Source organism: Streptomyces sp. P9-A4 (assembly GCF_036634195.1).
Taxonomy (GTDB): Bacteria; Actinomycetota; Actinomycetes; order Streptomycetales; family Streptomycetaceae; genus Streptomyces.
Genome location: NZ_JAZIFY010000001.1, coordinates 5,687,196 through 5,707,450, shown reverse-complemented (window position 1 = coordinate 5,707,450; position 20,255 = coordinate 5,687,196). Strand labels below are relative to the sequence as shown.

The 20,255-nt window shown below is 73.0% G+C and carries 18 protein-coding genes and 1 pseudogene; 4 read left to right on the top strand and 15 right to left on the bottom strand.

Annotation, left to right across the window (positions count from 1 at the left end; genetic code table 11):
- Positions 1 to 95: 95 nt before the first annotated feature.
- From hflX to miaA, 6 genes are all read right to left on the bottom strand, one after another.
- Complete coding sequence (hflX, locus tag V4Y03_RS25790; protein WP_332436419.1) at positions 96 to 1,589, bottom strand: GTPase HflX; 1,494 nt, start codon at positions 1,587 to 1,589, stop codon at positions 96 to 98.
- Between the two features lie 149 nt (positions 1,590 to 1,738).
- The gene (locus tag V4Y03_RS25785; protein WP_332436418.1) at positions 1,739 to 3,229 is read right to left on the bottom strand and encodes a M1 family metallopeptidase; all 1,491 of its coding nucleotides are present in this window, start codon (positions 3,227 to 3,229) and stop codon (positions 1,739 to 1,741) included.
- A 130-nt stretch (positions 3,230 to 3,359) separates the two neighbouring features.
- Positions 3,360 to 5,588: a RelA/SpoT family protein gene (locus V4Y03_RS25780; RefSeq protein ID WP_332436417.1), complete on the bottom strand. Its 2,229-nt coding sequence runs from the start codon at positions 5,586 to 5,588 to the stop codon at positions 3,360 to 3,362.
- Between the two features lie 212 nt (positions 5,589 to 5,800).
- Positions 5,801 to 6,670, bottom strand: a complete 870-nt coding sequence (gene dapF, locus V4Y03_RS25775) for a diaminopimelate epimerase (RefSeq protein ID WP_332436416.1) — start codon at positions 6,668 to 6,670, stop codon at positions 5,801 to 5,803.
- A 75-nt stretch (positions 6,671 to 6,745) separates the two neighbouring features.
- Positions 6,746 to 7,249 (bottom strand): hypothetical protein, encoded by a 504-nt coding sequence (locus V4Y03_RS25770; protein WP_317878124.1) that lies wholly within the window; start codon positions 7,247 to 7,249, stop codon positions 6,746 to 6,748.
- 108 nt (positions 7,250 to 7,357) lie between these two features.
- Entirely contained in the window at positions 7,358 to 8,296 is a 939-nt protein-coding gene (gene miaA, locus V4Y03_RS25765; RefSeq protein ID WP_317878121.1) for a tRNA (adenosine(37)-N6)-dimethylallyltransferase MiaA, read from the bottom strand.
- A 222-nt stretch (positions 8,297 to 8,518) separates the two neighbouring features.
- Between miaA and V4Y03_RS25760 the strand changes: the two genes are divergently transcribed.
- Both V4Y03_RS25760 and V4Y03_RS25755 read left to right on the top strand, forming a co-directional pair.
- Positions 8,519 to 8,662 carry a gliding motility protein gene (locus V4Y03_RS25760; protein ID WP_332436415.1) on the top strand — a complete coding sequence of 48 codons (144 nt, stop codon included), beginning with the start codon at positions 8,519 to 8,521 and terminating at the stop codon, positions 8,660 to 8,662.
- A gap of 51 nt (positions 8,663 to 8,713) precedes the next feature.
- The gene (locus V4Y03_RS25755; protein WP_317878119.1) at positions 8,714 to 9,019 is read left to right on the top strand and encodes an antitoxin; all 306 of its coding nucleotides are present in this window, start codon (positions 8,714 to 8,716) and stop codon (positions 9,017 to 9,019) included.
- Between the two features lie 109 nt (positions 9,020 to 9,128).
- Here V4Y03_RS25755 and V4Y03_RS25750 read toward each other — a convergent pair whose 3' ends face one another.
- The 7 genes from V4Y03_RS25750 to V4Y03_RS25720 all read right to left on the bottom strand — a co-directional run bounded on the left by V4Y03_RS25750 (position 9,129) and on the right by V4Y03_RS25720 (position 16,363).
- Positions 9,129 to 9,863 carry a class III extradiol dioxygenase subunit B-like domain-containing protein gene (locus V4Y03_RS25750; protein ID WP_332436414.1) on the bottom strand — a complete coding sequence of 245 codons (735 nt, stop codon included), beginning with the start codon at positions 9,861 to 9,863 and terminating at the stop codon, positions 9,129 to 9,131.
- A 127-nt stretch (positions 9,864 to 9,990) separates the two neighbouring features.
- Complete coding sequence (miaB, locus tag V4Y03_RS25745; protein WP_332436413.1) at positions 9,991 to 11,505, bottom strand: tRNA (N6-isopentenyl adenosine(37)-C2)-methylthiotransferase MiaB; 1,515 nt, start codon at positions 11,503 to 11,505, stop codon at positions 9,991 to 9,993.
- 66 nt (positions 11,506 to 11,571) lie between these two features.
- Complete coding sequence (locus tag V4Y03_RS25740; RefSeq protein ID WP_442809787.1) at positions 11,572 to 12,219, bottom strand: HAD family hydrolase; 648 nt, start codon at positions 12,217 to 12,219, stop codon at positions 11,572 to 11,574.
- 50 nt (positions 12,220 to 12,269) lie between these two features.
- Positions 12,270 to 13,370: an ABC transporter ATP-binding protein gene (locus tag V4Y03_RS25735; protein ID WP_317877102.1), complete on the bottom strand. Its 1,101-nt coding sequence runs from the start codon at positions 13,368 to 13,370 to the stop codon at positions 12,270 to 12,272.
- A gap of 1 nt (position 13,371) precedes the next feature.
- Positions 13,372 to 14,301, bottom strand: coding sequence for an ABC transporter permease (locus V4Y03_RS25730; protein WP_332436411.1), 930 nt, complete (start codon positions 14,299 to 14,301; stop codon positions 13,372 to 13,374).
- Positions 14,289 to 15,203, bottom strand: coding sequence for an ABC transporter permease (locus tag V4Y03_RS25725; protein WP_317877100.1), 915 nt, complete (start codon positions 15,201 to 15,203; stop codon positions 14,289 to 14,291). Before V4Y03_RS25725 ends, V4Y03_RS25730 begins: the two co-directional genes overlap by 13 nt.
- Positions 15,203 to 16,363: an ABC transporter substrate-binding protein gene (locus V4Y03_RS25720; RefSeq protein WP_443079823.1), complete on the bottom strand. Its 1,161-nt coding sequence runs from the start codon at positions 16,361 to 16,363 to the stop codon at positions 15,203 to 15,205. Before V4Y03_RS25720 ends, V4Y03_RS25725 begins: the two co-directional genes overlap by 1 nt.
- Before the next feature lie 259 nt (positions 16,364 to 16,622).
- Here V4Y03_RS25720 and V4Y03_RS25715 point away from each other — a divergent pair, with 259 nt between their 5' ends.
- Together V4Y03_RS25715 and V4Y03_RS25710 are read left to right on the top strand one after the other, a co-directional pair.
- A complete protein-coding gene (locus V4Y03_RS25715) occupies positions 16,623 to 17,375 on the top strand; it encodes a GntR family transcriptional regulator (RefSeq protein ID WP_332436410.1) in 753 nt (250 codons plus the stop codon).
- A gap of 112 nt (positions 17,376 to 17,487) precedes the next feature.
- A pseudogene (locus tag V4Y03_RS25710) lies at positions 17,488 to 17,778 on the top strand (response regulator transcription factor); the annotation flags it as partial.
- A 94-nt stretch (positions 17,779 to 17,872) separates the two neighbouring features.
- On the opposite strand, the gene V4Y03_RS25705 reads toward V4Y03_RS25710, so the two are convergent.
- Together V4Y03_RS25705 and V4Y03_RS25700 are read right to left on the bottom strand one after the other, a co-directional pair.
- Entirely contained in the window at positions 17,873 to 19,258 is a 1,386-nt protein-coding gene (locus V4Y03_RS25705; protein WP_332436409.1) for a hypothetical protein, read from the bottom strand.
- A 17-nt stretch (positions 19,259 to 19,275) separates the two neighbouring features.
- On the bottom strand, positions 19,276 to 20,232 hold the full coding sequence (locus V4Y03_RS25700; RefSeq protein WP_332436408.1) for a hypothetical protein: 957 nt from the start codon (positions 20,230 to 20,232) through the stop codon (positions 19,276 to 19,278).
- Between the last annotated feature and the right edge of the window lie 23 nt (positions 20,233 to 20,255).

Below are 20,255 nucleotides of genomic sequence, written 5' to 3'. Positions count from 1 at the left end.
TCCGACGGTACCGACCGCACCACACCACGCCAGAGGGCGCTGCCCCCCTCCCGTCACGGGAGGGGGGCAGCGCCCTCTGTTCGTTCAGCCGCCGGTCAGTGCGCCGCGGGGACGTACGGCGCGAGCATCGCCGCCAGTTCCTCGTGCACCCGGGCCTTGAGCAGGGTGCCCTCCGGGGTGTGCTCCTCGGACTCGACCTCGCCCTCGGCGTGCACCCGCGAGACCAGCCCGCCCTGCGTGTACGGCACGAGCGCTTCGAGCTCGACCCGCGGGCGGGGCAGTTCGGAGTCGATCAGGGCGAGCAGCTCCGCCATGCCCTGGCCCGAACGGGCCGAGACCACGATGGAGTGCTTCTCCATCCGCAGCAGTCGCTGGAGCACCAGCGGGTCGGCCGCGTCCGCCTTGTTGATGACGACGATCTCCGGCACGTTCACCGCGCCGACGTCCCGGAAGACCTCGCGCACGGCGGCCAGCTGCTCCTCCGGGGCGGGGTGCGAGCCGTCCACCACGTGCAGGATGAGGTCGGAGTCGCCGACCTCCTCCATGGTGGAGCGGAACGCCTCGACCAGGTGGTGCGGCAGATGCCGTACGAAGCCGACCGTGTCGGCCAGGGTGTAGACCCGGCCGGTGGGCGTCTCGGCCCGGCGGACGGTCGGGTCGAGGGTGGCGAACAGCGAGTTCTCCACCAGGACGCCCGCGCCCGTGAGCCGGTTGAGCAGCGAGGACTTGCCCGCGTTGGTGTAGCCGGCGATGGCCACCGACGGCACCTTGTTGCGGCGCCGCTCCTGCCGCTTGATGTCACGGCCGGTCTTCATCTCCGCGATCTCCCGGCGCATCTTCGCCATCTTCTCGCGGATACGACGCCGGTCGGTCTCGATCTTGGTCTCACCGGGACCACGGGTGGCCATGCCGCCACCACCGCCGCCACCCATCTGACGGGAGAGCGACTGACCCCAGCCGCGCAGTCGCGGCAGCATGTACTGCATCTGCGCGAGCGCGACCTGCGCCTTGCCCTCTCGGGACTTGGCGTGCTGGGCGAAGATGTCGAGGATCAGGGCGGTCCGGTCGACCACCTTGACCTTGACGACGTCTTCGAGGGCGATGAGCTGGCCGGGGCTCAGCTCACCGTCGCAGACGACGGTGTCGGCACCGGTCTCGACGACGATGTCGCGCAGTTCGCGCGCCTTGCCGGAGCCGATGAAGGTCGCCGGGTCCGGCTTGTCACGACGCTGGATGACGCCGTCGAGCACGAGGGCGCCCGCCGTCTCGGCGAGGGCCGCGAGTTCCGCGAGGGAGTTCTCCGCGTCCTGGACGGTCCCGGAGGTCCAGACACCGACCAGCACGACGCGCTCAAGGCGCAGCTGGCGGTACTCGACCTCGGTGACGTCCTCGAGTTCGGTGGAGAGGCCCACGACACGGCGCAGGGCCGCGCGCTCGGAGCGGTCGAACTGGTCGCCGTCCCGCTCTCCGTCGATCTCGTGGCTCCAGGCGACGTCCTCTTCCATCAGGGCATCAGCCCGAAGGCTCTCGGTACGGCTCGTCTCCGCGAAGCTCTGCTCGTCCTGGGAAGGGGAAGAAGAGGAGGTCATTTGATCCTTACGTCGATTGCTTCACGTCGATTCCTCGGTGAAGCGATGAGTCTGATGTCGTCACAACGCGTGAGGGCACCGGAAGATTCCCCGGTTCCCGCCGGCCGCGTCGCCGACCCGACGATGGTGACACGGCCCGGGCGGGCCCGTCACCCGGGTTTCGGGGCGGTGCTCGCGGTCTCGACCGGGCGGCTGCGCCAGTCCGGGTGCCCCGGCATCGCCGGGGTCTTCGCCTCGTACAGCCAGGCGTGGAGGAAGGCGGCGAGGTCACGCCCCGCGACCTCACCGGCCAGGGCGGTGAAGTCGGCGGTGGTGGCGGTGCCGTCCCGGTGCTCGGCGACCCAGCGGCGCTCCAGGCGCCGGAAGGCCTCGGTGCCGATCTCCTGGCGGAGCGCGTAGAGGACGAGGGCGCTGCCGTCGTAGACGACGGGCCGGAAGAGGCTGATCTTGTGGGTCGGCGAGGGGGGCTCGGGCGCGGCCGGGGGGCCGCCGTCGGCCCGCCAGCCGTCGGAGGCGGCGTAGGCGGCCTTCATGCGGCGCTCCATGGACTTGCCGGCGGTCTCCTCGGCGTACAGCGCCTCGTACCAGCTGGCGTGCCCCTCGTTGAGCCAGAGGTCGGACCAGGAGCGGGGCGAGACGCTGTCGCCGAACCACTGGTGGGCCAGCTCGTGGACCATCACCGAGTCGACGTACCACTCGGGGTACGCCGGTTCGGTGAAGATGCCGCGTTCGAAGAGCGAGAGGGTCTGGGTCTCCAGCTCGAAGCCGGTGTCGGCGTCCGCGACGAGCACCCCGTACGTCTCGAAGGGGTACGGGCCGACCTGCCGCTCCATCCACTCCAGGTGTCCGGGGGTCTTGCGGAGCCAGGGCTCCATGACCTCCCGGTCGGCGGTGCGCACCACGTCCCTGACGGGCAGGCCGTGGGGTCCTTCCCGGTGCACGACGGTGGAGTCGCCGATGGAGATCTGGGCGAGTTCGGTCGCCATGGGGTGGCGGGTGCGGTACGTCCAGGTCGTGGTGGAGCCGTGGGTGACCCGGCCGGCGGAGAGGCCGTTGGCGACGGCGGTGAGGCCCTTGGGGGCGGTGATGCGGAAGGTGAAGTACGCCTTGTCCGCCGGGTGGTCGTTGGACGGGAAGACCCGGTGGGCGGCGTCGGCCTGGTTGGCCATGGCGAGACCGTCGGTGGTACGCACCCAGCCGCCGGTGGCCGCGGGGCCGGAGGGGTCGCTGGTGTGGGTGACGGTGACCTCGATCCGCTCCCCCGCGTCGATCGGCACGACCGGGGTGACGACCAGGTCCTCGCCGCTGCTCGTGTATCTGGCGGGCAGGCCGTCGACGGTGACGGCGGAGACCGTGCCGTGGGTGAAGTCGAGGTTGATCCGTTCCAGGTCGGCGGTGGCGAGCGCGTCGATCCGGGTCACGGCGGCCAGCGGCTTGGTGTTCACGCCGGGGTAGGTGACGTCGAGGTCGTACGCGAGGACGTCGTACCCGGGGTTTCCGAGGTGCGGGAAGAGCGGGTCCCCGATGCCGAGCGGCTCCGGGGCGGGCAGTGCGGCGGCCACGAGTCCGGCCGAGGCGGCGACCAGGACGGCGGAGCGGAGCCACCGCGCGCGGGGCAGGGGGGTTCGGACGAGCGGCATGGGCCAGGCCTTTCCGGAGGACTGGCCCTACGGCTACCAGGGCTTCCCCCGCTCCCCCGGGCGGCGCGCTCGGCCGCCACCCGAAGGGGGTCATGCCGGGGCCCGGCCGACGCGCCCGGCCTCTCCGCCCTCACGCCCGCCGGGGCTCCTGGCTCGGGCGGTGGCGGGCTCGTCTCACGTCGTACACGCCGGGCACGTCCCGCATGGCGCGCATGAGGGCGGAGAGGCCGGCCGCGTCGGGCAGGTGGAGGGTGTACGTGTGGCGGACCCGCTGCTCGCTCGGCGGCTCGACGGTCGCGGAGACGACGGCCGCCCCGGCGACGGCGATGGCCTCGGTGAGGTCGGCGAGGAGGCCGGGCCGTCCGAAGGACTCGGCGACCAGGGTGACCCTGCCGTGGGCGGTGTCGCCCCAGCGGACGGTGACGGGGTCGCGGCCCAGACCGCGCATGGTGTCGACGGCGGCGCAGCCCGCGCGGTGGACGGTGACCGATCCGCCGCTCACCCGGAACCCGGTGATCTTGTCGGGGGGTACGGGGGTGCAGCAGCCCGCCGGGCGGACGGCCGAGGGCCGCTCCCCCTCCAGGTCGGCGTGGAGTTCGGCGCCGGAACGGCGGTCCGCGACGACGTTGGCCGCGGGGCGCGGGCCGGTGGCGGCCGCGGCCGGTGCGGCGCTCTCGGGGTGGGCCGCGAGCCAGCCGCTGATCGCGATCCTGGCGGCGGGGGTACGGGCGTGGTCGAGCCACTCGGGCGAGGGGCCCGACACGGCGTCCTGGGCGAGGAGCAGCTGCACGGTGTCGCCGTCGCCGAGGACGGTGCTCAGCGGGGCGAGGCGTCCGTTGACGCGGGCGCCGAGGCAGCCGTGGGCGGCCTCGCCGTGCTGCGCGTAGGCGGCGTCGACGCAGCTGGCTCCGGCGGGCAGGCTGATCGTGCCGGGGGCGCTGCCGTCGGCGCGGAAGACGGTGATCTCGTCGTCCTCGGCGAGATCGGCGCGGAGCGAGGTCCAGAAGGTGTCGGGGTCGGGCGCCGACTGCTGCCAGTCGAGGAGCCGGGAGAGCCAGCCGGGGCGGGTGGGGTCGACGCGCTCGCCGTCCTCGGCGGGGCCCGCCGGGTCCTGGGAGGTCTCGGCGGCCGACGGGAGGGCGGCCCCGGACACGGGCTCGGTGCCCGGCGCTCCCGTGGCCTCCTGTCCCACGTGCGGATTGCCGAGGGCGACGACCCCGGCCTCCGCGACCGTGTGCATCCGGTGGGTGCGGATGAGGACTTCCGCCACGGCGCCGTCGGGGGCGGCGATCGCGGTGTGCAGGGACTGGTAGAGGTTGAACTTGGGGGCCGCGATGAAGTCCTTGAACTCGGAGATCACCGGCGTGAAGCAGGTGTGCAGCTCACCGAGCACCCCGTAGCAGTCGGCGTCCTCGGTGACCAGGACGAGGAGCCGTCCGAAGTCGCAGCCGCGCAGCTCGCCGCGCTTGAGGCGGACCCGGTGCACGGAGACGAAGTGCCGGGGCCGGACGAGGACTTCGGCGCCGATGCCGGCCTCGCGGAGCACCGCCGACACCTGTTCGGCGACGGCGCCGAGCGCGTCACCGGCCCCCGGTTCGGCGGCGATGAGCGCGCGCGTCGTCTCGTACTCCTCGGGGTGGAGGATGGCGAAGACGAGGTCCTCCAGCTCGGTCTTGAGGGCCTGGACCCCGAGCCGTTCGGCGAGCGGGATGAGGACGTCCCGGGTGACCTTGGCGATCCTGGCCTGTTTCTCGGGCCGCATCACACCGAGGGTGCGCATGTTGTGGAGCCGGTCGGCGAGCTTGATCGACATCACCCGGACGTCGTCGCCGGTGGCGACGAGCATCTTGCGGAAGGTCTCGGGCTCGGCGGCGGCGCCGTAGTCGATCTTCTCCACCTTGGTGACGCCGTCGACGAGGTAGGCGACCTCGTCGCCGAACTCCCGGCGGACCTGGTCGAGGGTCACCTCGGTGTCCTCGACGGTGTCGTGGAGGAGGGAGGCGGTCAAGGTGGTGGTCTCCGCGCCGAGTTCGGCGAGGATGAGGGTCACCGCGAGCGGATGGGTGATGTACGGTTCGCCGCTCTTGCGGAACTGGCCGCGGTGCGAGGACTCGGCGAGGACGTACGCCCGGCGCAGCACCGTCAGGTCGGCCTCGGGATGGTGGGCGCGGTGCGCCTCCGCGACATGGCTGATGGCGTCCGGCAGCCGGTCGCGGGGCGCCGGTCCGGCGGTGGCGCCCAGCAGGGCGGCCCGGCCGAGCCGGCGCAGGTCGATCCGGGCGCGTCCGCGTCTGCGGACAGTCCCCTCGGTGTCGGCGGACTCCGCCGCGCTCACAGGTCTGGTGGCCTCTGCGCTCATGGGGCACCCTCCGGCAACGTCGACCGGCGGTGGGCGGGCCAGGCGTGCCCTGGGGGCCGGTGCTTGATGCTACCGACCCCACCACGTGGCGCAGTCGCGCTCTCGCCCAGCGTGAATCGGATCACCCATTCGAGCGACAAATCAGTCGTTGACTGTTTCGATTCCGTCGCTTCCCCCGACTCCGCCGGGGCGGGATCCCACGGTCGGGGCGGTCAGCCGAGCCAGTCCGGGTCGACAGTGCCCTCGGCGACGATCACGGCCGGGCCCGCCATGTCGATCCGCCCGTCGGGGTGCTCGGTGATGACCAGGGTCCCGCCGAGCACGTCGACGGTGTACGTGACGGGGGTGCCGGTCTCGGCGGGGTCGGCGCCGTCCCTGCGGGCGGCGGCCACGGCGACGGCGCACGCGCCCGTGCCGCAGGAGCGCGTCTCGGCGGCGCCGCGCTCGTGGACCCGCATGGCGACGTGGCGGGGGCCCCGGTCGACGACGAACTCGATGTTCACCCCGTCCGGGTAGACCGCGGCCGGAGCGTACGGCGGCTCGGTGAAGAGGTTGCCCGCGTGGTCGAGGTCCTCGACGAAGGCGACCGCGTGCGGGTTGCCCATGTTCACGTTGCGCGCGGGCCAGCTGCGGCCGTCGACGGTGACGGTGACGCCGTTCTCGGGGAGGACAGCGCGGCCCATGGCGACGGTGACGGAGCCGTCCTTGTCGAGGTGGACGTGCTTGACCCCGCCCCGGGTGGCGACGGCGACCTCGCCCGCGGTGACGTGCCCGGCGTGCTCCAGGTAGCGGGCGAAGACCCGGACCCCGTTCCCGCACATCTCGGCGACCGAGCCGTCGGCGTTCCGGTAGTCCATGAACCACTCGGCCTCGTCGGCCAGGTGCCGCGCCTCGGGGTGGGCGGCGCTGCGCACGACGTGCAGCAGTCCGTCGCCGCCGATCCCGGCCCGGCGGTCGCAGAGCCGCGCGACGACGGCGGGCGGCAGGTCGACGGCGTTCTCCGCGTCGGGAATGATCACGAAGTCGTTCTCGGTGCCGTGGCCCTTGAGGAACGGGAGCGATGAGGTCTGCGTGTTGGTCACGAGATCAACTGTACGGGCCGTCCGCGACCGGCGGCCGGGTTGTCCACAGGGCGGCGGGGGCGCAGCCGCGGCAGCTCAGCGCAGGCGGGCGACGCGCCAGACCGCGAGGGCCACCAGGGCCGTGATCGTCGAGACGTACAGGATGAGGACGCGCCAGTCGGGGCGCTCCCCCGAGCCGCGCTGCGGGAGGCCCGGCCAGGTGTAGCCGACCTTGCGGGCGGCCATCATGCCCCAGCCCGCCGCACAGGAACTGATGAGCAGTCCGAGCATGGCGACGACGGCGCCGCCGTCCCCGGAACCGAAGGCGAGCGGGAAGGCGAACATCAGCGAACCGAGGGCGGCCAGGCCCACGATCGGGGCCAGCTGCCAGATCCTCAGCCGGCGCTGGGGGCGCAGCTCGACCTCGACCTCGTCGGCGTCCACCTCGATGGCGGTGCCGACCGCGTCGTCGGGGCCGTCCGTGGCCAGACCCGAAGGGCCGACGGGGACGTCGCCGTCCGTCGGACCGCCCGGGATTCCGCTCGTCGGGTCACCCAGGGCCGCTTCGTGCTGTTCTCTGTCGCGAGGGCCGGCCTCCATCGCCACGCGCCCTCCCCACTCGGACTCCACTTTGTCGATCGATGCTCGATGATGGCACGCTCCCGACCGCCGAAATGACGGGCAGTGCGTCCCGATGCCATCACGTGATCAGGCTGTAACCGCTCGTTCGACCAACGAGAGCGCCTCCGCCGGGAGTTCCCCGCGGTGATCGGCGGCTCCGCTGAGCCAGTGCACGCGCGGATCGCGGCGGAACCACGAGTCCTGGCGGCGGGCGAAGCGCTTGGTGGCGCGCACGGTCTCGGCGCGGGCCTCGTCCTCGGTGCACTCCCCCGCGAGGGCGGCGAGGACCTGCTGGTAGCCGAGGGCGCGGGCGGCGGTGCGTCCCTCGCGCAGACCGCGCGCCTCCAGGGCGCGCACCTCGTCGACGAGACCGTCCTCCCACATGCGGTCCACCCGGGTGGCGATCCGTTCGTCCAGCTCGGGGCGGGCCACGTCGACGCCGATCTGCACGGTGTCGTAGACGGAGTCGGGACCGGGGAGGTTGGCGGTGAAGGGCTTGCCGGTGATCTCGATCACCTCCAGGGCCCGGACGATGCGGCGGCCGTTGCTGGGCAGGATGGCGCGGGCCGCCTCGGGGTCGGCCTCGGTGAGCCGGGCATGCAGGACGCCGGAGCCGCGCTCTTCGAGTTCGGCCTCAAGGCGGGCCCGGACGGCCGGGTCGGTGCCGGGGAACTCCAGGGCGTCGACGGCCCCCCGTACGTACAGGCCGGAGCCGCCGACGAGGACCGGGGTGCGGCCGGCGGCGAGCAGCCGGTCGATCTCGGCGCGGGCCAGCCGCTGGTACTCGGCGACGCTGGCGGCCTCGGTCACGTCCCAGATGTCGAGGAGGTGGTGCGGGATGCCGCCGCGCTCCTCGGGCGTCAGTTTGGCGGTGCCGATGTCCATCCCCCGGTAGAGCTGCATCGAGTCGGCGTTGACGACCTCGCCGCCGAGCTGCTGGGCCAGGAATACACCCAGATCGGACTTTCCGGCCGCCGTGGGGCCGACGACGGCGATGACCCGCGGGGCGGGAGCTGCGCTTCTCACCGCACCAGTCTCGCAAACCTCCCGGGCTGTCCCCGAATGAGCGACGTGACGGGCCGCATCCGGGCTTCGTTGGCAGCTGAGGGGTTCCGGCCCGTTCGCCACGGAACCCGACCCGTCCGAGTACGCTATGGAGTGAATATGGGCGTTTTTTCAATGTTTCGCCGTAAGAATGCAGATGCCTCGCCGGAGGGCGGCGAGGCCGTCACGGCGACGGAGGAGGCTGTGACCGAAGCGGCGGACGCGGACGTCACGGACGAGATGGTGGCGGAGCCGGCCCCCGTCGCCGCCGGGACCGTCGACATCCCGAAGCAGCAGTCGGCCGGGGCCGCCGCCGACAGCGAGGCCGGCGAAGGCGCCAGCACGTAGGCAGCACACGGAACACGGACCCCTCGGGGGTCCGCGGAGGGAAGGTGCCCCATGGGTCTCCTGGATTCGCTGAAGGCAAAGCTCGCCCCGGCCAAGGACAAGGTCGCCGACCTCGCGCAGCAGCACGGGGACAAGATCGACCACGGCATCGAGAAGGCCGCGAAGCTGGTCGACGAGAAGACCAAGGGCAAGTACAGCGACAAGATCCATTCCGGTACGGACAAGGCCAAGGACGCACTGGACAGGATCGGTCACAAGGACCACGGGACGCCCGGGAGCGACGGCACGCCCGGCGGCGGCACGCCCGGGAACGGCACGCCCGGCAGCGGCGGTACGACACCGCCGCCGACCGTCTGACGTCCGCCGTCACCCGACAGTCCCTCCGCAACGGCGGACGGCCACGGAGCACCTCGCTCCGCGGCCGTCCGCCGTTCGTCGTCCGTCGCCCCGTTCCGCCGTACGGCCGTCAGGACCAGGCGGCCACGAAGTAGCCCACGCCGTACGGGGCGTCCTCGAAGAGCAGCCGGCCGTCGAGCCCCGCGCCCTCGGCGGCGCCCGCGAGGACCTGCCAGGGGGCCCGGCCCGCCGCCTTCAGCTCGTACGCCGGCTCCGGGTCGAGGGCGAGCAGCGCGGCCACGTCGGCGGTGCCCAGCGCGCGGGCGGCCTCGGCGTCGAAGGCGGCGGCCCGCTCGTCGAGGTAGCCGGGGGCCTTGACGGTCCGGCAGGCGCTGCCGTCGCCCGTCACCAGCAGGGCGACTCGTCCGGCGGAGGCGGCGAGCCCGCGGCCGAGCCCGGCGCAGACGTCCGGCGTGGCCTCGCCGTCGACCGCGAGTCCCTCGATCGGCGCGTCGGCCCAGCCGGCCCGTTCCAGGAGCCAGGCCCCGACCGCGAGGGAGACGGGCAGCGGCCGGCCGGTGTCGGGTTCGCCGCCGGTCCGGCCCGGTCCGGTCGGGTCCCCCAGGCGTACGGAGAGGTCGACGCCGAAGCCCGCGAAGGAGCCCGTCGAGCCGGCCGGGAAGACGCCGTGGGCGCCCTCGTCCGCGGGCCCGACGACGTACAGCCGGTCGGGACGGGCGGCGGCGAGCAGCCCGAGGGTGTCCGCGCAGGCCGCCCGCGCGGCGTCGAGCTCGGGGGCGGCGCCGGTCGCGACCTCGGGCACGAGGAGCGGGGGGCAGGGGCAGACTGCTGCGGCGACAAGCATGATCCGCAGCCTACTGCGCCCCGCTCACCGTCCGGCGGCAACCGACGCACCCACCGTCGAGCGGAGCGGGTCAGGGCGCGGGAGGCGCGGCCCGATGGGCCCGATGCGCCGCCCTCCCCCGTGACCGTCAGTGGCTGCCGCAGGCCGGGGCCTCGGCCGCCGGGAGCGGGGCCGGGACGCCGATCTTCGGGAGGCCCAGCAGGACGCCCTTGGGCTTCTCGGCGGTGCGCTTCTCCCAGGCGTCGCCCGCGCGGGTGCGGCGTACCGCCATGACCTGGCCCTCGGCGAGCAGGTGGTGCGGGGCGGCGTAGGTGATCCCGACGGTCACCACGTCGCCGGGGCGGACGTCCTCGGCCGGCTTGGTGAAGTGGACGAGCCGGTTGTCGGGGGCGCGGCCCGAGAGGCGGTCGGTGGCGCCGTCCTTGCGGCCCTCGCCCTCGGCGACCATGACCTCCAGGGTGCGGCCGACCTGCTTCTTGTTCTCCTCCCAGGAGATCTCCTCCTGGAGGGCGACGAGGCGCATGTAGCGTTCCTGCACGACCTCCTTGGGGATCTGGTGGTCCATCTCGGCGGCCGGGGTGCCGGGGCGCTTGGAGTACTGGAAGGTGAAGGCGTTCGCGAAGCGGGCCTCGCGGACGGCGTGCATGGTCTGCTCGAAGTCCTCCTCGGTCTCGCCGGGGAAGCCCACGATGATGTCGGTGGAGATGGCGGCGTGCGGGATGGCCGCGCGGACCTTCTCGATGATCCCGAGGAAACGCTCCTGCCGGTACGAGCGGCGCATCGCGCGCAGGATCGAGTCCGATCCCGACTGCATCGGCATGTGCAGCTGCGGCATGACGTTCGGGGTCTCGGCCATCGCCGCGATCACGTCGTCGGTGAAGTCACGGGGGTGCGGGGAGGTGAAGCGGACCCGCTCCAGGCCCTCGATGGCCCCGCAGGCGCGCAGCAGCTTGGAGAAGGCCTCGCGGTCGCCGAGGTCGGAGCCGTAGGCGTTGACGTTCTGGCCGAGCAGGGTGATCTCGGAGACGCCCTCGGCGACCAGTGCCTCGATCTCGGCGAGGATGTCGCCGGGGCGGCGGTCCTCCTCCTTGCCGCGCAGGGCGGGGACGATGCAGAAGGTGCAGGTGTTGTTGCAGCCGACGGAGATCGAGACCCAGGCCGCGTACGCCGACTCGCGTCGGGTCGGCAGCGTGGAGGGGAAGGCCTCCAGGGACTCGGCGATCTCGATCTGCGCCTCCTCCTGGACGCGGGCGCGCTCCAGGAGGACGGGGAGCTTGCCGATGTTGTGCGTGCCGAAGACCACGTCGACCCAGGGGGCCCTGGAGACGATGGTCTCGCGGTCCTTCTGGGCGAGGCAGCCGCCGACGGCGATCTGCATGCCGGGGCGCGTGGTCTTCATCGGGGCGAGCCGGCCGAGGTTGCCGTACAGCTTGTTGTCGGCGTTCTCGCGGACCGCGCAGGTGTTGAAGACGACGACGTCGGCGTCCCCGTCGGAGCCCTTGGGGGCCCGGACGTACCCCGCCTCTTCCAGCAGACCGGAGAGCCGCTCGGAGTCGTGGACGTTCATCTGACACCCGTAGGTGCGGATCTCATAGGTCTTGGCTTCGCCCACGATGCTGCTCCGGTCGCTGCTGCTGGTCATGGCTCAAGGGTAGGCGGTCCCGGGACGCCCTCCGCCCGGCAGCTCCCCCCGGGGGGGACCGCCGCCTCAGGGCGCGCCCGGAAGATCCTCCGTGAGGTGCAGGCAGTCGCGCAGCCGGTCCACGTCGACGTCTTCGAGGCTGTCGGCGAAGGCGCGGCGGGGGGAGGCGGGCACCGGCAGCAGCGAGGGGACGACGAGGACCGCGCAGCCGGCCGCGTCGGCGGAGGCCGCGCCGTCCGGGGAGTCCTCGACGGCGACGCAGGCCGTGACCGGCAGACCGAGGCGGGCGGCGGCCGCCCGGTAGGGCTCGGGGTGCGGTTTGGTGCGCGGGGTGTCGTCGGCGGAGAGCGTGAAGGCGAACGGGACGTGCCCGAGCGAGCCCTGGGTGACGCTGTCGACGACGGTCCGGGGCGAGGCGCTGACCAGGGCGTACGGGATTCCGGCGGCGTCCAGGCCGTCGAGCAGCCGCTGCGCTCCCGGGCGCATCGGCGCTCCGGCCTCGACGCGCAGGAAGAACTCCCGGCCGAGGTCGGCGGCGACGCGGCCCGGGTCTCCCGTACCGGTGACGCGGACGAGGTGGCCGGCGGTGTCCTCGACGGCGCGGCCGACGACATGGGGGGCGTCGGCTTCGGTGAGGCGATGGCCGAGCCCCGCGGCGATCTCCTCGGTGACCTGCCACCAGAGGCCCTCGGTCTCGACGAGGGTGCCGTCCATGTCGAAGAGGACGGCGCCGAGGGCCGCCCGCCCGGTGCGCGCCCGGGCCGTCACGCGGTGGTCCTCGGGACGACGAGGACGGGCTGCGGGGTGAGGCCGATGCGGGCGCGGGCGCCGACGGTGAGTTCGGTGGCCTCGCGCGAGGCCAGGTCGGCCTTGATCTCGGTCCCGGTCTCCAGGAGCAGCCGGACGCGGGTGACGGCGCCGAAGAACGAGGTGCCGACGACGGTGGCGTCCCCGGTGGCGTCGGCGGTCGCGGTGACGTTCTCGGGGCGTACGAGGACGTCGGCCTCGCCCCCGGCGGGGATGCCGTTCGGGGTCTCGCCGTCGACGGGCAGGGTCTGCCCGGCGACCTCGGCGGTGCCGGAGCCGGTGAGGCGGCCGGGGAGCCGGTTCATGGTGCCGACGAACTCGGCGACGAAGGCGGTGGCGGGGCGCGCGTACAGCTCGGCGGGCGCGGCGCACTGTTCCAGGCGGCCGGCGTGGAGGACGGCGACCCGGTCTGCCATCGAGAGGGCCTCCTCCTGGTCGTGCGTGACGAAGACGGTGGTGATGCCCAGGGAGAGCTGGAGCCGGCGGATCTCCTCGCGCAGGCTGAGCCGTACCTTCGCGTCGAGGGCCGAGAGGGGTTCGTCGAGGAGCAGGACGCGGGGTTCGAGGGCGAGTGCGCGGGCGAGGGCGACGCGCTGCTGCTGGCCGCCGGAGAGCTGGTGGGGGTAGCGGTCGCCGTGCTGGGGCAGGCCGACGAGGTCGAGGAGTTCGGCGGCGCGTTCCTTGCGGCGGGCGGCGGGGACCTTGCGGATGCGCATGCCGAAGGCGACGTTGTCGCGGACGGTCATGTGGGGGAAGAGGCTGTACGACTGGAAGACCATGCCGGCGTCGCGGCGGTTGGCCGGGACGTCGGTGATGTCCTCGCCGTCCACGAGGACGGCGCCGGAGTCGGGGCGCTCGAAGCCGGCGACCATGCGCAGCGCGGTCGTCTTGCCGCAGCCGGAGGGGCCGAGGAGGGCGATCAGCTCGCCGGGTTCCACCGTGAGGTCGAGTCCGTCGAGGGCGACGGTGGAGCCGAAGGTGCGCCGCAGGGAGCGGAACTCGAGCCTGGCTCCGGTGCCGACGGCGGGGGCGACCCGCTCCGCGGTTGCCGATGACATGTCAGGACTCCTTACGGGAGGGTGCCGAGGCGCCGTTGGCCGTTCCCGCGCGGGAGAGCACGAGGAGCAGCACCCAGGTGATGACGAGGCTGAGGATGGAGACCGCGACGGACATCCGGGCGTGGGAGCCGGAGATCGACACGATCCAGACGGCGAAGGGCCGGAAGCCGAGCAGCGAGGCGATGGTGAACTCGCCGAGGACGAGGGCGAGGGTGAGGAAGGCGGCTCCGGCGAGGGAGGCGCGCAGATTGGGCAGCAGGACCCGCAGGACGGTGTGCGGCCAGGTGGCGCCGCAGCTGCGGGCGGCCTCCACCAGGGTCGGTACGTCGATGGCGCGCAGTCCGGCGTCGAGCGAGCGGTAGACGAACGGCAGCGCGAGCACGGTGTACGCGAGGACCAGGACGACCGGGAACGACTCGTCCTGCACCGCGATGAACGTCCGGTACAGCGGGGTGCGCGAGAGGTGCTCGGGTCCCCAGCGGAGCACCGTGGTGATGCCGGTGACCAGCGCGATGGGCGGGACGACGAGGGGCAGCATGCAGACCACCTCGACGAGCGGCCGCAGCCGCGGCGAGCCGATCCGTACGGCGATCAGGGCGGGCACCGCGAGCAGCAGCGACAGGACGATGGTGGCGGCGGCCAGGCCGAGCGAGAGCAGCAGGCTCTCGGTGAAGCCCTCGGCGCCGATCAGCTGGGTGTACGCGTCGAAGGACACGCCCTGGCCGGGCACGTGCACGGTGAAGACGAACGAGGCGAGGAGCGGCAGCAGGAAGTACGCGCCCGCGAGGGCGAGGACGAGTCCGCGCCAGATCCGGGGCCTGGGGCGTCGCCGGGTCCGGGCCCGTCCTTCGGCGTACGGCTCCCCGGCGGAGGTCGCGGGGGCGGGCGTCGCGGGGGCGGCGTCCGCGGTGCTCGGGGTCATCGCAGCCATCGGGCGCTCCGTCGCGTCAGGGGCAGATAGACGGCCATCACCAGGGCGGCGACCAGGATCATGTCGAGGCCCAGGGCGAGCGCCACGTTCTCCTGGCCGGTCATGACGTTGCCGGAGAGGGCGTCCGCGATCTTCAGGGTGACCAGCGGGACCGAGCCGCCGACCAGGGCCGCCGCCGTGGCGTGCGCGGCGAAGGCGGTGCCGAAGAGCAGGACGAGGCCGCCGAGGAGGGAGGGGGCGAGCACGGGCAGGCCGACGTGGCGCCAGAACTGCCAGGGGGTGGCTCCGGCGTTGCGGGCGGCCTCGCGCCACTGGGGACGCAGGCCGTCGAGGGCGGGGACGGTGACCAGGACCATGAGCGGGATCAGGAAGTACAGATAGACCACGGTCAGACCGGTGAAGGAGTACAGGTCCCAGCCGAGGGCCCCGAGGTCGCCGAGCTGGGTGACGACGCCGGAGATGCCGAGGGTGGCGATGAAGGCGAACGCGAGGGGCACGCCGCCGAAGTTGGCCAGGACGCCGGAGGCGGTGAGGGTCGCGTTGCGCAGGGCCTGGGAGCGGGAGGTGACCACGGCCTGGGCGACGAGGACGCCGAGGACGCCGCCGATCAGGGCGGTGAGCGCGGAGAGCTGGACGCTGCCGATCAGCGAGCCGAGGTACGGGCCCTGGAGCGAGAGTGCCAGGTGGTCGCCGGTGAAGGACGTGGTGGCGGCGGCACCGGCGGTGGCGGGGGCCGTCCGGGTCACCGCGCCGAGGAGGAGCGCGGCGAGCGGGAGGCCGAAGAAGACGCCGGTGAAGAGGAGGAGCGGGAGGGCGGCCGGCCAGGTGCGCGGGCCGCGCCGCCGGCGGCGGGTGCCGCCGGCGGTTCCCGTCCCCGCGTGGGGGGTGAGGGATGCGGTCATCAGGAGACGGCCTTGTCCCACTTCTCGGCGAGGGTGGCCTTGGCCTTGTCGAGCTCGGTGGAGGCCGGGAAGGCGGGGGTGCCCTCGACCTTGGGGAGCTTGGCGACGAAGGACTTGTCGGCGGTGCCGTCGGCGGTCATCGCGGGCAGCAGGACCGGGCGGGCGTACCCCTTGAGCCAGAGGTTCTGGCCCTCGGTGCTGTAGAGGAACTCCATCCAGAGGCGGGCGGCCGCCGGGTGCGGGGCGTCCTTGTTGACGGCCTGCGAGTAGAACTGGGCGTAGACGCCGTCGGTGGGGACGGCGACCTTCCAGTCGACGCCCTTGGACGCGAACTGGTCGGCGTAACCGGCGTTGAGGTAGTCCCAGTCGATGGAGATGGGCGTCTCGCCCTTCTCGACCGTGGCCGGGGTGGACTCGACGGGGATGAAGTTGCCGCTCTTCTTCAGCTTGCCGAAGAAGTCGATGCCGGGCTGGATGTCGCCGAAGGAGCCCTTGTTGGCGAGGGCCGCCGCGTAGACGCCGCCGAAGGCGGAGCCGGACTTGGTGGGGTTGCCGTTGAGGGCGACCTTGCCCTTGTACTCGGGCTTGAGGAGGTCCGCGAAGGTCTGCGGGCAGTTCGGGATGCGCTTGGCGTCGCAGCCGATGGAGACGTAGCCGCCGTAGTCGTTGTACCAGCGGGCGTCGGCGTCCTTCTGCGCGGCGGGGATCTTGTCCCAGGCCTCGACCTTGTACGGGGCGAAGAGGCCTTCCTCGGCGCCGCTGCGGGCGAAGGCGATGCCCAGGTCGAGCACGTCGGGGGCGCGGTCCTGGCCCTTGCGGGACTTCACGGCGGCGATCTCGTCGGCGCTGGCGGCGTCCGGGTTCTCGCTCTGGATCTTGATCTTGGGGTACTTGGCCTGGAAGGCCTTGATGATCTCGCCGTAGTTGGCCCAGTCCGGCGGCAGGGCGATGACATGCAGCGCGCCCTCCTTCTCGGCGGCGGCGACCAGCTCCCTCATCCCTCCGAAGGCGCTCACGGAGGTGGCCTTGGCGGCCTCGGCCCCGGAGGCGCCGGCGGCCGGGCCGTCGGGCGCCGCGCCGCAGGCGGCGGTGAGGGTGGTGAGGACGGCGGCGCCGAGCAGGGCGGCGGCACGACGGCCGGAAGGTCTGGGCACGGTCACTCCTGGGACGAGAGGGGGTGGCACTTGTCTGAACAAGTTGGGCTCCAGTTCGCCCGTGTCCCACGACGTGAGGATGAACGGGACATGACCGCCCGGGGAGGAGTGCGCGAAGACCGGGAGCGCGTGAACCCCTGGTGAACGCCGGGGAGTTGACCCTGCCCGAAACTGGACCGATCGCCACTCCTGAGGGTTACAGTGAACCTTCGGCCGGGAACCCAGGGTGACCGGCTGCGCACAGGAACGGACGGAAGAGGGGCACGTGGGGACGGCACGCTATCTGGAGATCGCCGAGGCCGTCCGCCAGGCGATACTCGACGGCGAGTACGCCGTGGGAGCACAACTGCCCTCCGAGGCCGAGCTGGTGGCCCGCTGGGCGGCCTCCCGGGGGACGGTCCGTCAGGCGGTCGCCGTCCTGGAGTCGGAGGGCCTCGTCGGCTCCCGCCAGGGGGCCCGCCGCATCGTCCTGCGCCAGGAGCGCCGGCACAGCTTCGCCGAGCTGAACAGCTTCGCCCAGTGGGCGCACGGCATGGACCTGCGGGTGACCAGCCGGATCCTGCTGCGGTCGCGACGGACGGCCACGCCCGAGGAGGCGCGGCGCCTCTCCGTACCGGCGGAGAGCGAGATCCTGCACGTGCTGCGGCTGCGCTGCCTCGAAGGGGAGCCGGCGATGATCGAGCGGACCGCGTACGCCGACTGGGCGGCGGCGGCCGTCGAGGCACTGCCGGAGGACTGCGTCTCGATCATGGAGAGCATCGCCCAGGAGGCGGGCATCGTCGCCCAGTACGGGGAACACCTCATCGACGCGGTCGCGGCGGGCTCCCGGGACGCGGAGCTGCTGCACATCAGGCGGGGCAGCCCGCTGCTGCGGCAACGGCACGTGAGCTGCGACCAGTCGGGGCGGCCGATCGAGTGGACGGACGACCGCTACCGGCCGGGGAGCGTCACCTTCAGCGTGACGAACTCCGCCACCACGACCCCGCTCGAACGGCATCGCGGGGCGCCGACGGGCTGAGGTCGGTCCCTGCGGTTTTCCGCAGGGTGGCCGGGAGGGAAGCCGCGTACCGGCGCCGACCTGGGACTTCCAGGTTGAGGAGGTGCCGGGCGAGCCGCCCGGCCGCCGCCGCGACGCGCTGGAACGCGTCCACGACGGCGGGGCGGCGATCGACCCGGAGGTCGTACGGCAGCTGGTCGTCCGCAGCGCGCACACGGACCCGCTGGCGCGGCTCACCCCGCGCGAGCGGGAGGTCCTGGAGGTGCTGGCGCAGGGGTACACCAACGCGGCCATCGCCCGGCAGCTCCATCTGTCGCTGAGCGCGGTCGAGAAGGCCCTCAACGCCGTCTTCGACAAGCTGGAACTGCACCGGACGGACGGCTACAGCCGCCGCATCCTGGCCGTACTGCGCTATCTGGAGTCCCGAACCCCGGACGACCCGAACCCCGGACGACCCGAGCCCCGGGGCGTCCGGGGCTCAGGCGCGCCACTCCGCCGGGAGGGGAGCTCGCGGGTGGTCAGTCCAGCGGCAGCGCCCCGTCCGAGGACCGGGCGCCCGGGGCCGTCGGCGCCGGGATCCTCAGGAGGCCCTTGTCGCTGGAGGAGGCGGGCGCGCCCGCGTCCACCGGGGTGGTCGTCGAGGGCCGGGCGGCGGTGCAGCGCTGCTTCTCGGCCTCCGTCATGGGTCCGGTGCGCTGGAGCAGCCGGTCGGGGACGGCCCGGGAGGGGCCGTCGACGACGGCGTGCAGCCGGTAGTCGTCCTTCTTGCTGACGAACCAGCCCTCGACCCGCTCACGGCTCGGCTGCATCTCGACCCAGCTGACCTCGCCGGGCTGGATCCGCTCCACGGCCGTCCGCTGGTCGCTGCTGAACCACTGCCAGGGCCGCTGCCAGCCCTTCTCGTAGGCGAGGGCGAACTGCGCGGCCATCGGCCGCTCCCTGGCCCGCTTCTCGTCCTCCTCCCGTACCCCGCTGGTGGGGAGCCGGGCCACCTCGGGGAGCGCGAGGGCGGCGTCGGCGTACGTCTGGGCGATGCTGTCGTGGCTGCGCTCGGAGTAGGAGAGGAGGCGGCTGTGCTCCAGGGTGTTGCGGGTGCAGTTGACGAAGGCCTCGCCGACGACCCGCGCCTTGTCGTAGTAGCGGAAGGAGGTCCGGGTGTCGGGCCGGAACGTGCAGGCGTTCTCGCCGTTGCAGGCGGCGGCCGCGTTGTGGAGGGTGCTCTCGCGTTCGTTGCCCTTGTACGCCTCCGAGGTGCCGAGCGCCGTCTTGCTCACGGTCTTGTCGACGGCCACCGGGACCTCCACCGCGCGGATGCGGGCGATCATCGGCGTACAGGTGACATGGGTGCGGGAGTCGGTGACGCGCGAGGTGAACGTGAGCACGGGCTCGTTCTCGTCGGCGGTGAACACATAGGCGCGGCCGGTCCAACGGCCCTTGCCCGGCGTGCCCTTCACCCGGTCGGGGTCGCCGGCCGTGGTGACCGCGCGGACCGGGCCGCCGGAGCCGCTGACCTCGTACGGCTGGCCGTCGACGACCTGTTCGCCCGTGCACTCCTTGGAGACGGCCGGGCTGTCCTCGTAGGTCACGGTGACCTGGGCTCCGGCGCGTACTCCTCTGAGCCGCTGCCTGAGCGTGTTGCCGTCCTTCTGGAGGGCGACGCCGTGGGAGGCGTCGGTACGGCCCGAAGCGGCGGGCGAATAGCGCTGGTTGAGACCGGTCCAGAAGTCCAGGCCGACGGTGGTGGGGCCGTCGCCCCTCATGACCGGGTCGGCGAAATCTCCGTTGAGGACGGGGACGGCCTGCTCGGCGGGGGCGGCCTGCGCTCCGTACGAAAGGGGGGCGACGGGCAGCAGCATTCCGGCGGCGCCGAGGACGACGAGGGCCGGGAGCGTGGTGCGGTTCATGGGGTTCTCCTCCCGGGTCAGGAAGCGTCGGCGGGCAGGACGACGACGCGCTTGGGCTCGGCGCCCGGGGGCACCGCCCGCGCGGCGGGGACCTCGGCGGCGGGGCCGGGCGCGGGGGCCGGGCCGGGGCCGGGAGCCGGGGCGGGCGCGGTGTTTCCGGCGGGCCGGGTACCGCCGCAGACGCCTGCCGGGGCGGCGTACGTCTGGGCGATGAACGTGCTGCTGGTGACCATCGAGGGGCTGTCCACGGCGATGCCGATGATCCGCTGCCCGGACTTGGCGACGAGGCTGCCGACCACGCGCCGCATCGCGGCGTTCGCACCGAAGACCAGCATGTCGTGCGGATTGACGGTGGTCTTGTAGGCGGTCGTCTCGGTGTTCTCGATGGTCCAGGACTTGGAGTACGTGGCCTTGAACGCGGCCTCGAAGGCGAGTTTGGCGCTCATCGAGCCGGACGCCTTGGCACCGCCGGAGACGGAGGTCTTGGTCCCGTTGGTCGAGGTCGGGCCGTCCTTGAGGTTGGGCGTCTTGTTCTCGCTGGTGATGTCGTTGGAGAGGTTGGTGCTGACCTCGCCGGAGGCGCTGACCGTGCCCTCGGCGGCGATCTTCCCGGAGATCTCGCCGCCGATGTTGTCGGTGGTGCCGGACTTCAGGGTGACGGTCCGGTCGACGGCCATGTCGCTCTGGGTGCAGTTGATCACCGCGTTGCCGAGCGACTTCACGGCGGTGACGTACTCGCGGCCCAGCTTGGGGTCGATGACGAAGGTGCAGGCGGAGCGCTTGCTGCCGCAGTGCTCAAGGACGTCGGCGACCTTGGCCGGGCGCCCGTCGGCGGTGAGGGCGCGGGCGACGGGGGTCTCGCCCGGCCCCTCCTCCTCGGCGGCGCCGGCGGGCGGCGCGAGGGAGGTGGCGGCGAGGCCGAGCAGGACGGAGAGGGCGGGCAGCAGGGCGGCGCGGCGATGGCACGCGGGCATGACGGGGTTCCCTTCGGGACGGA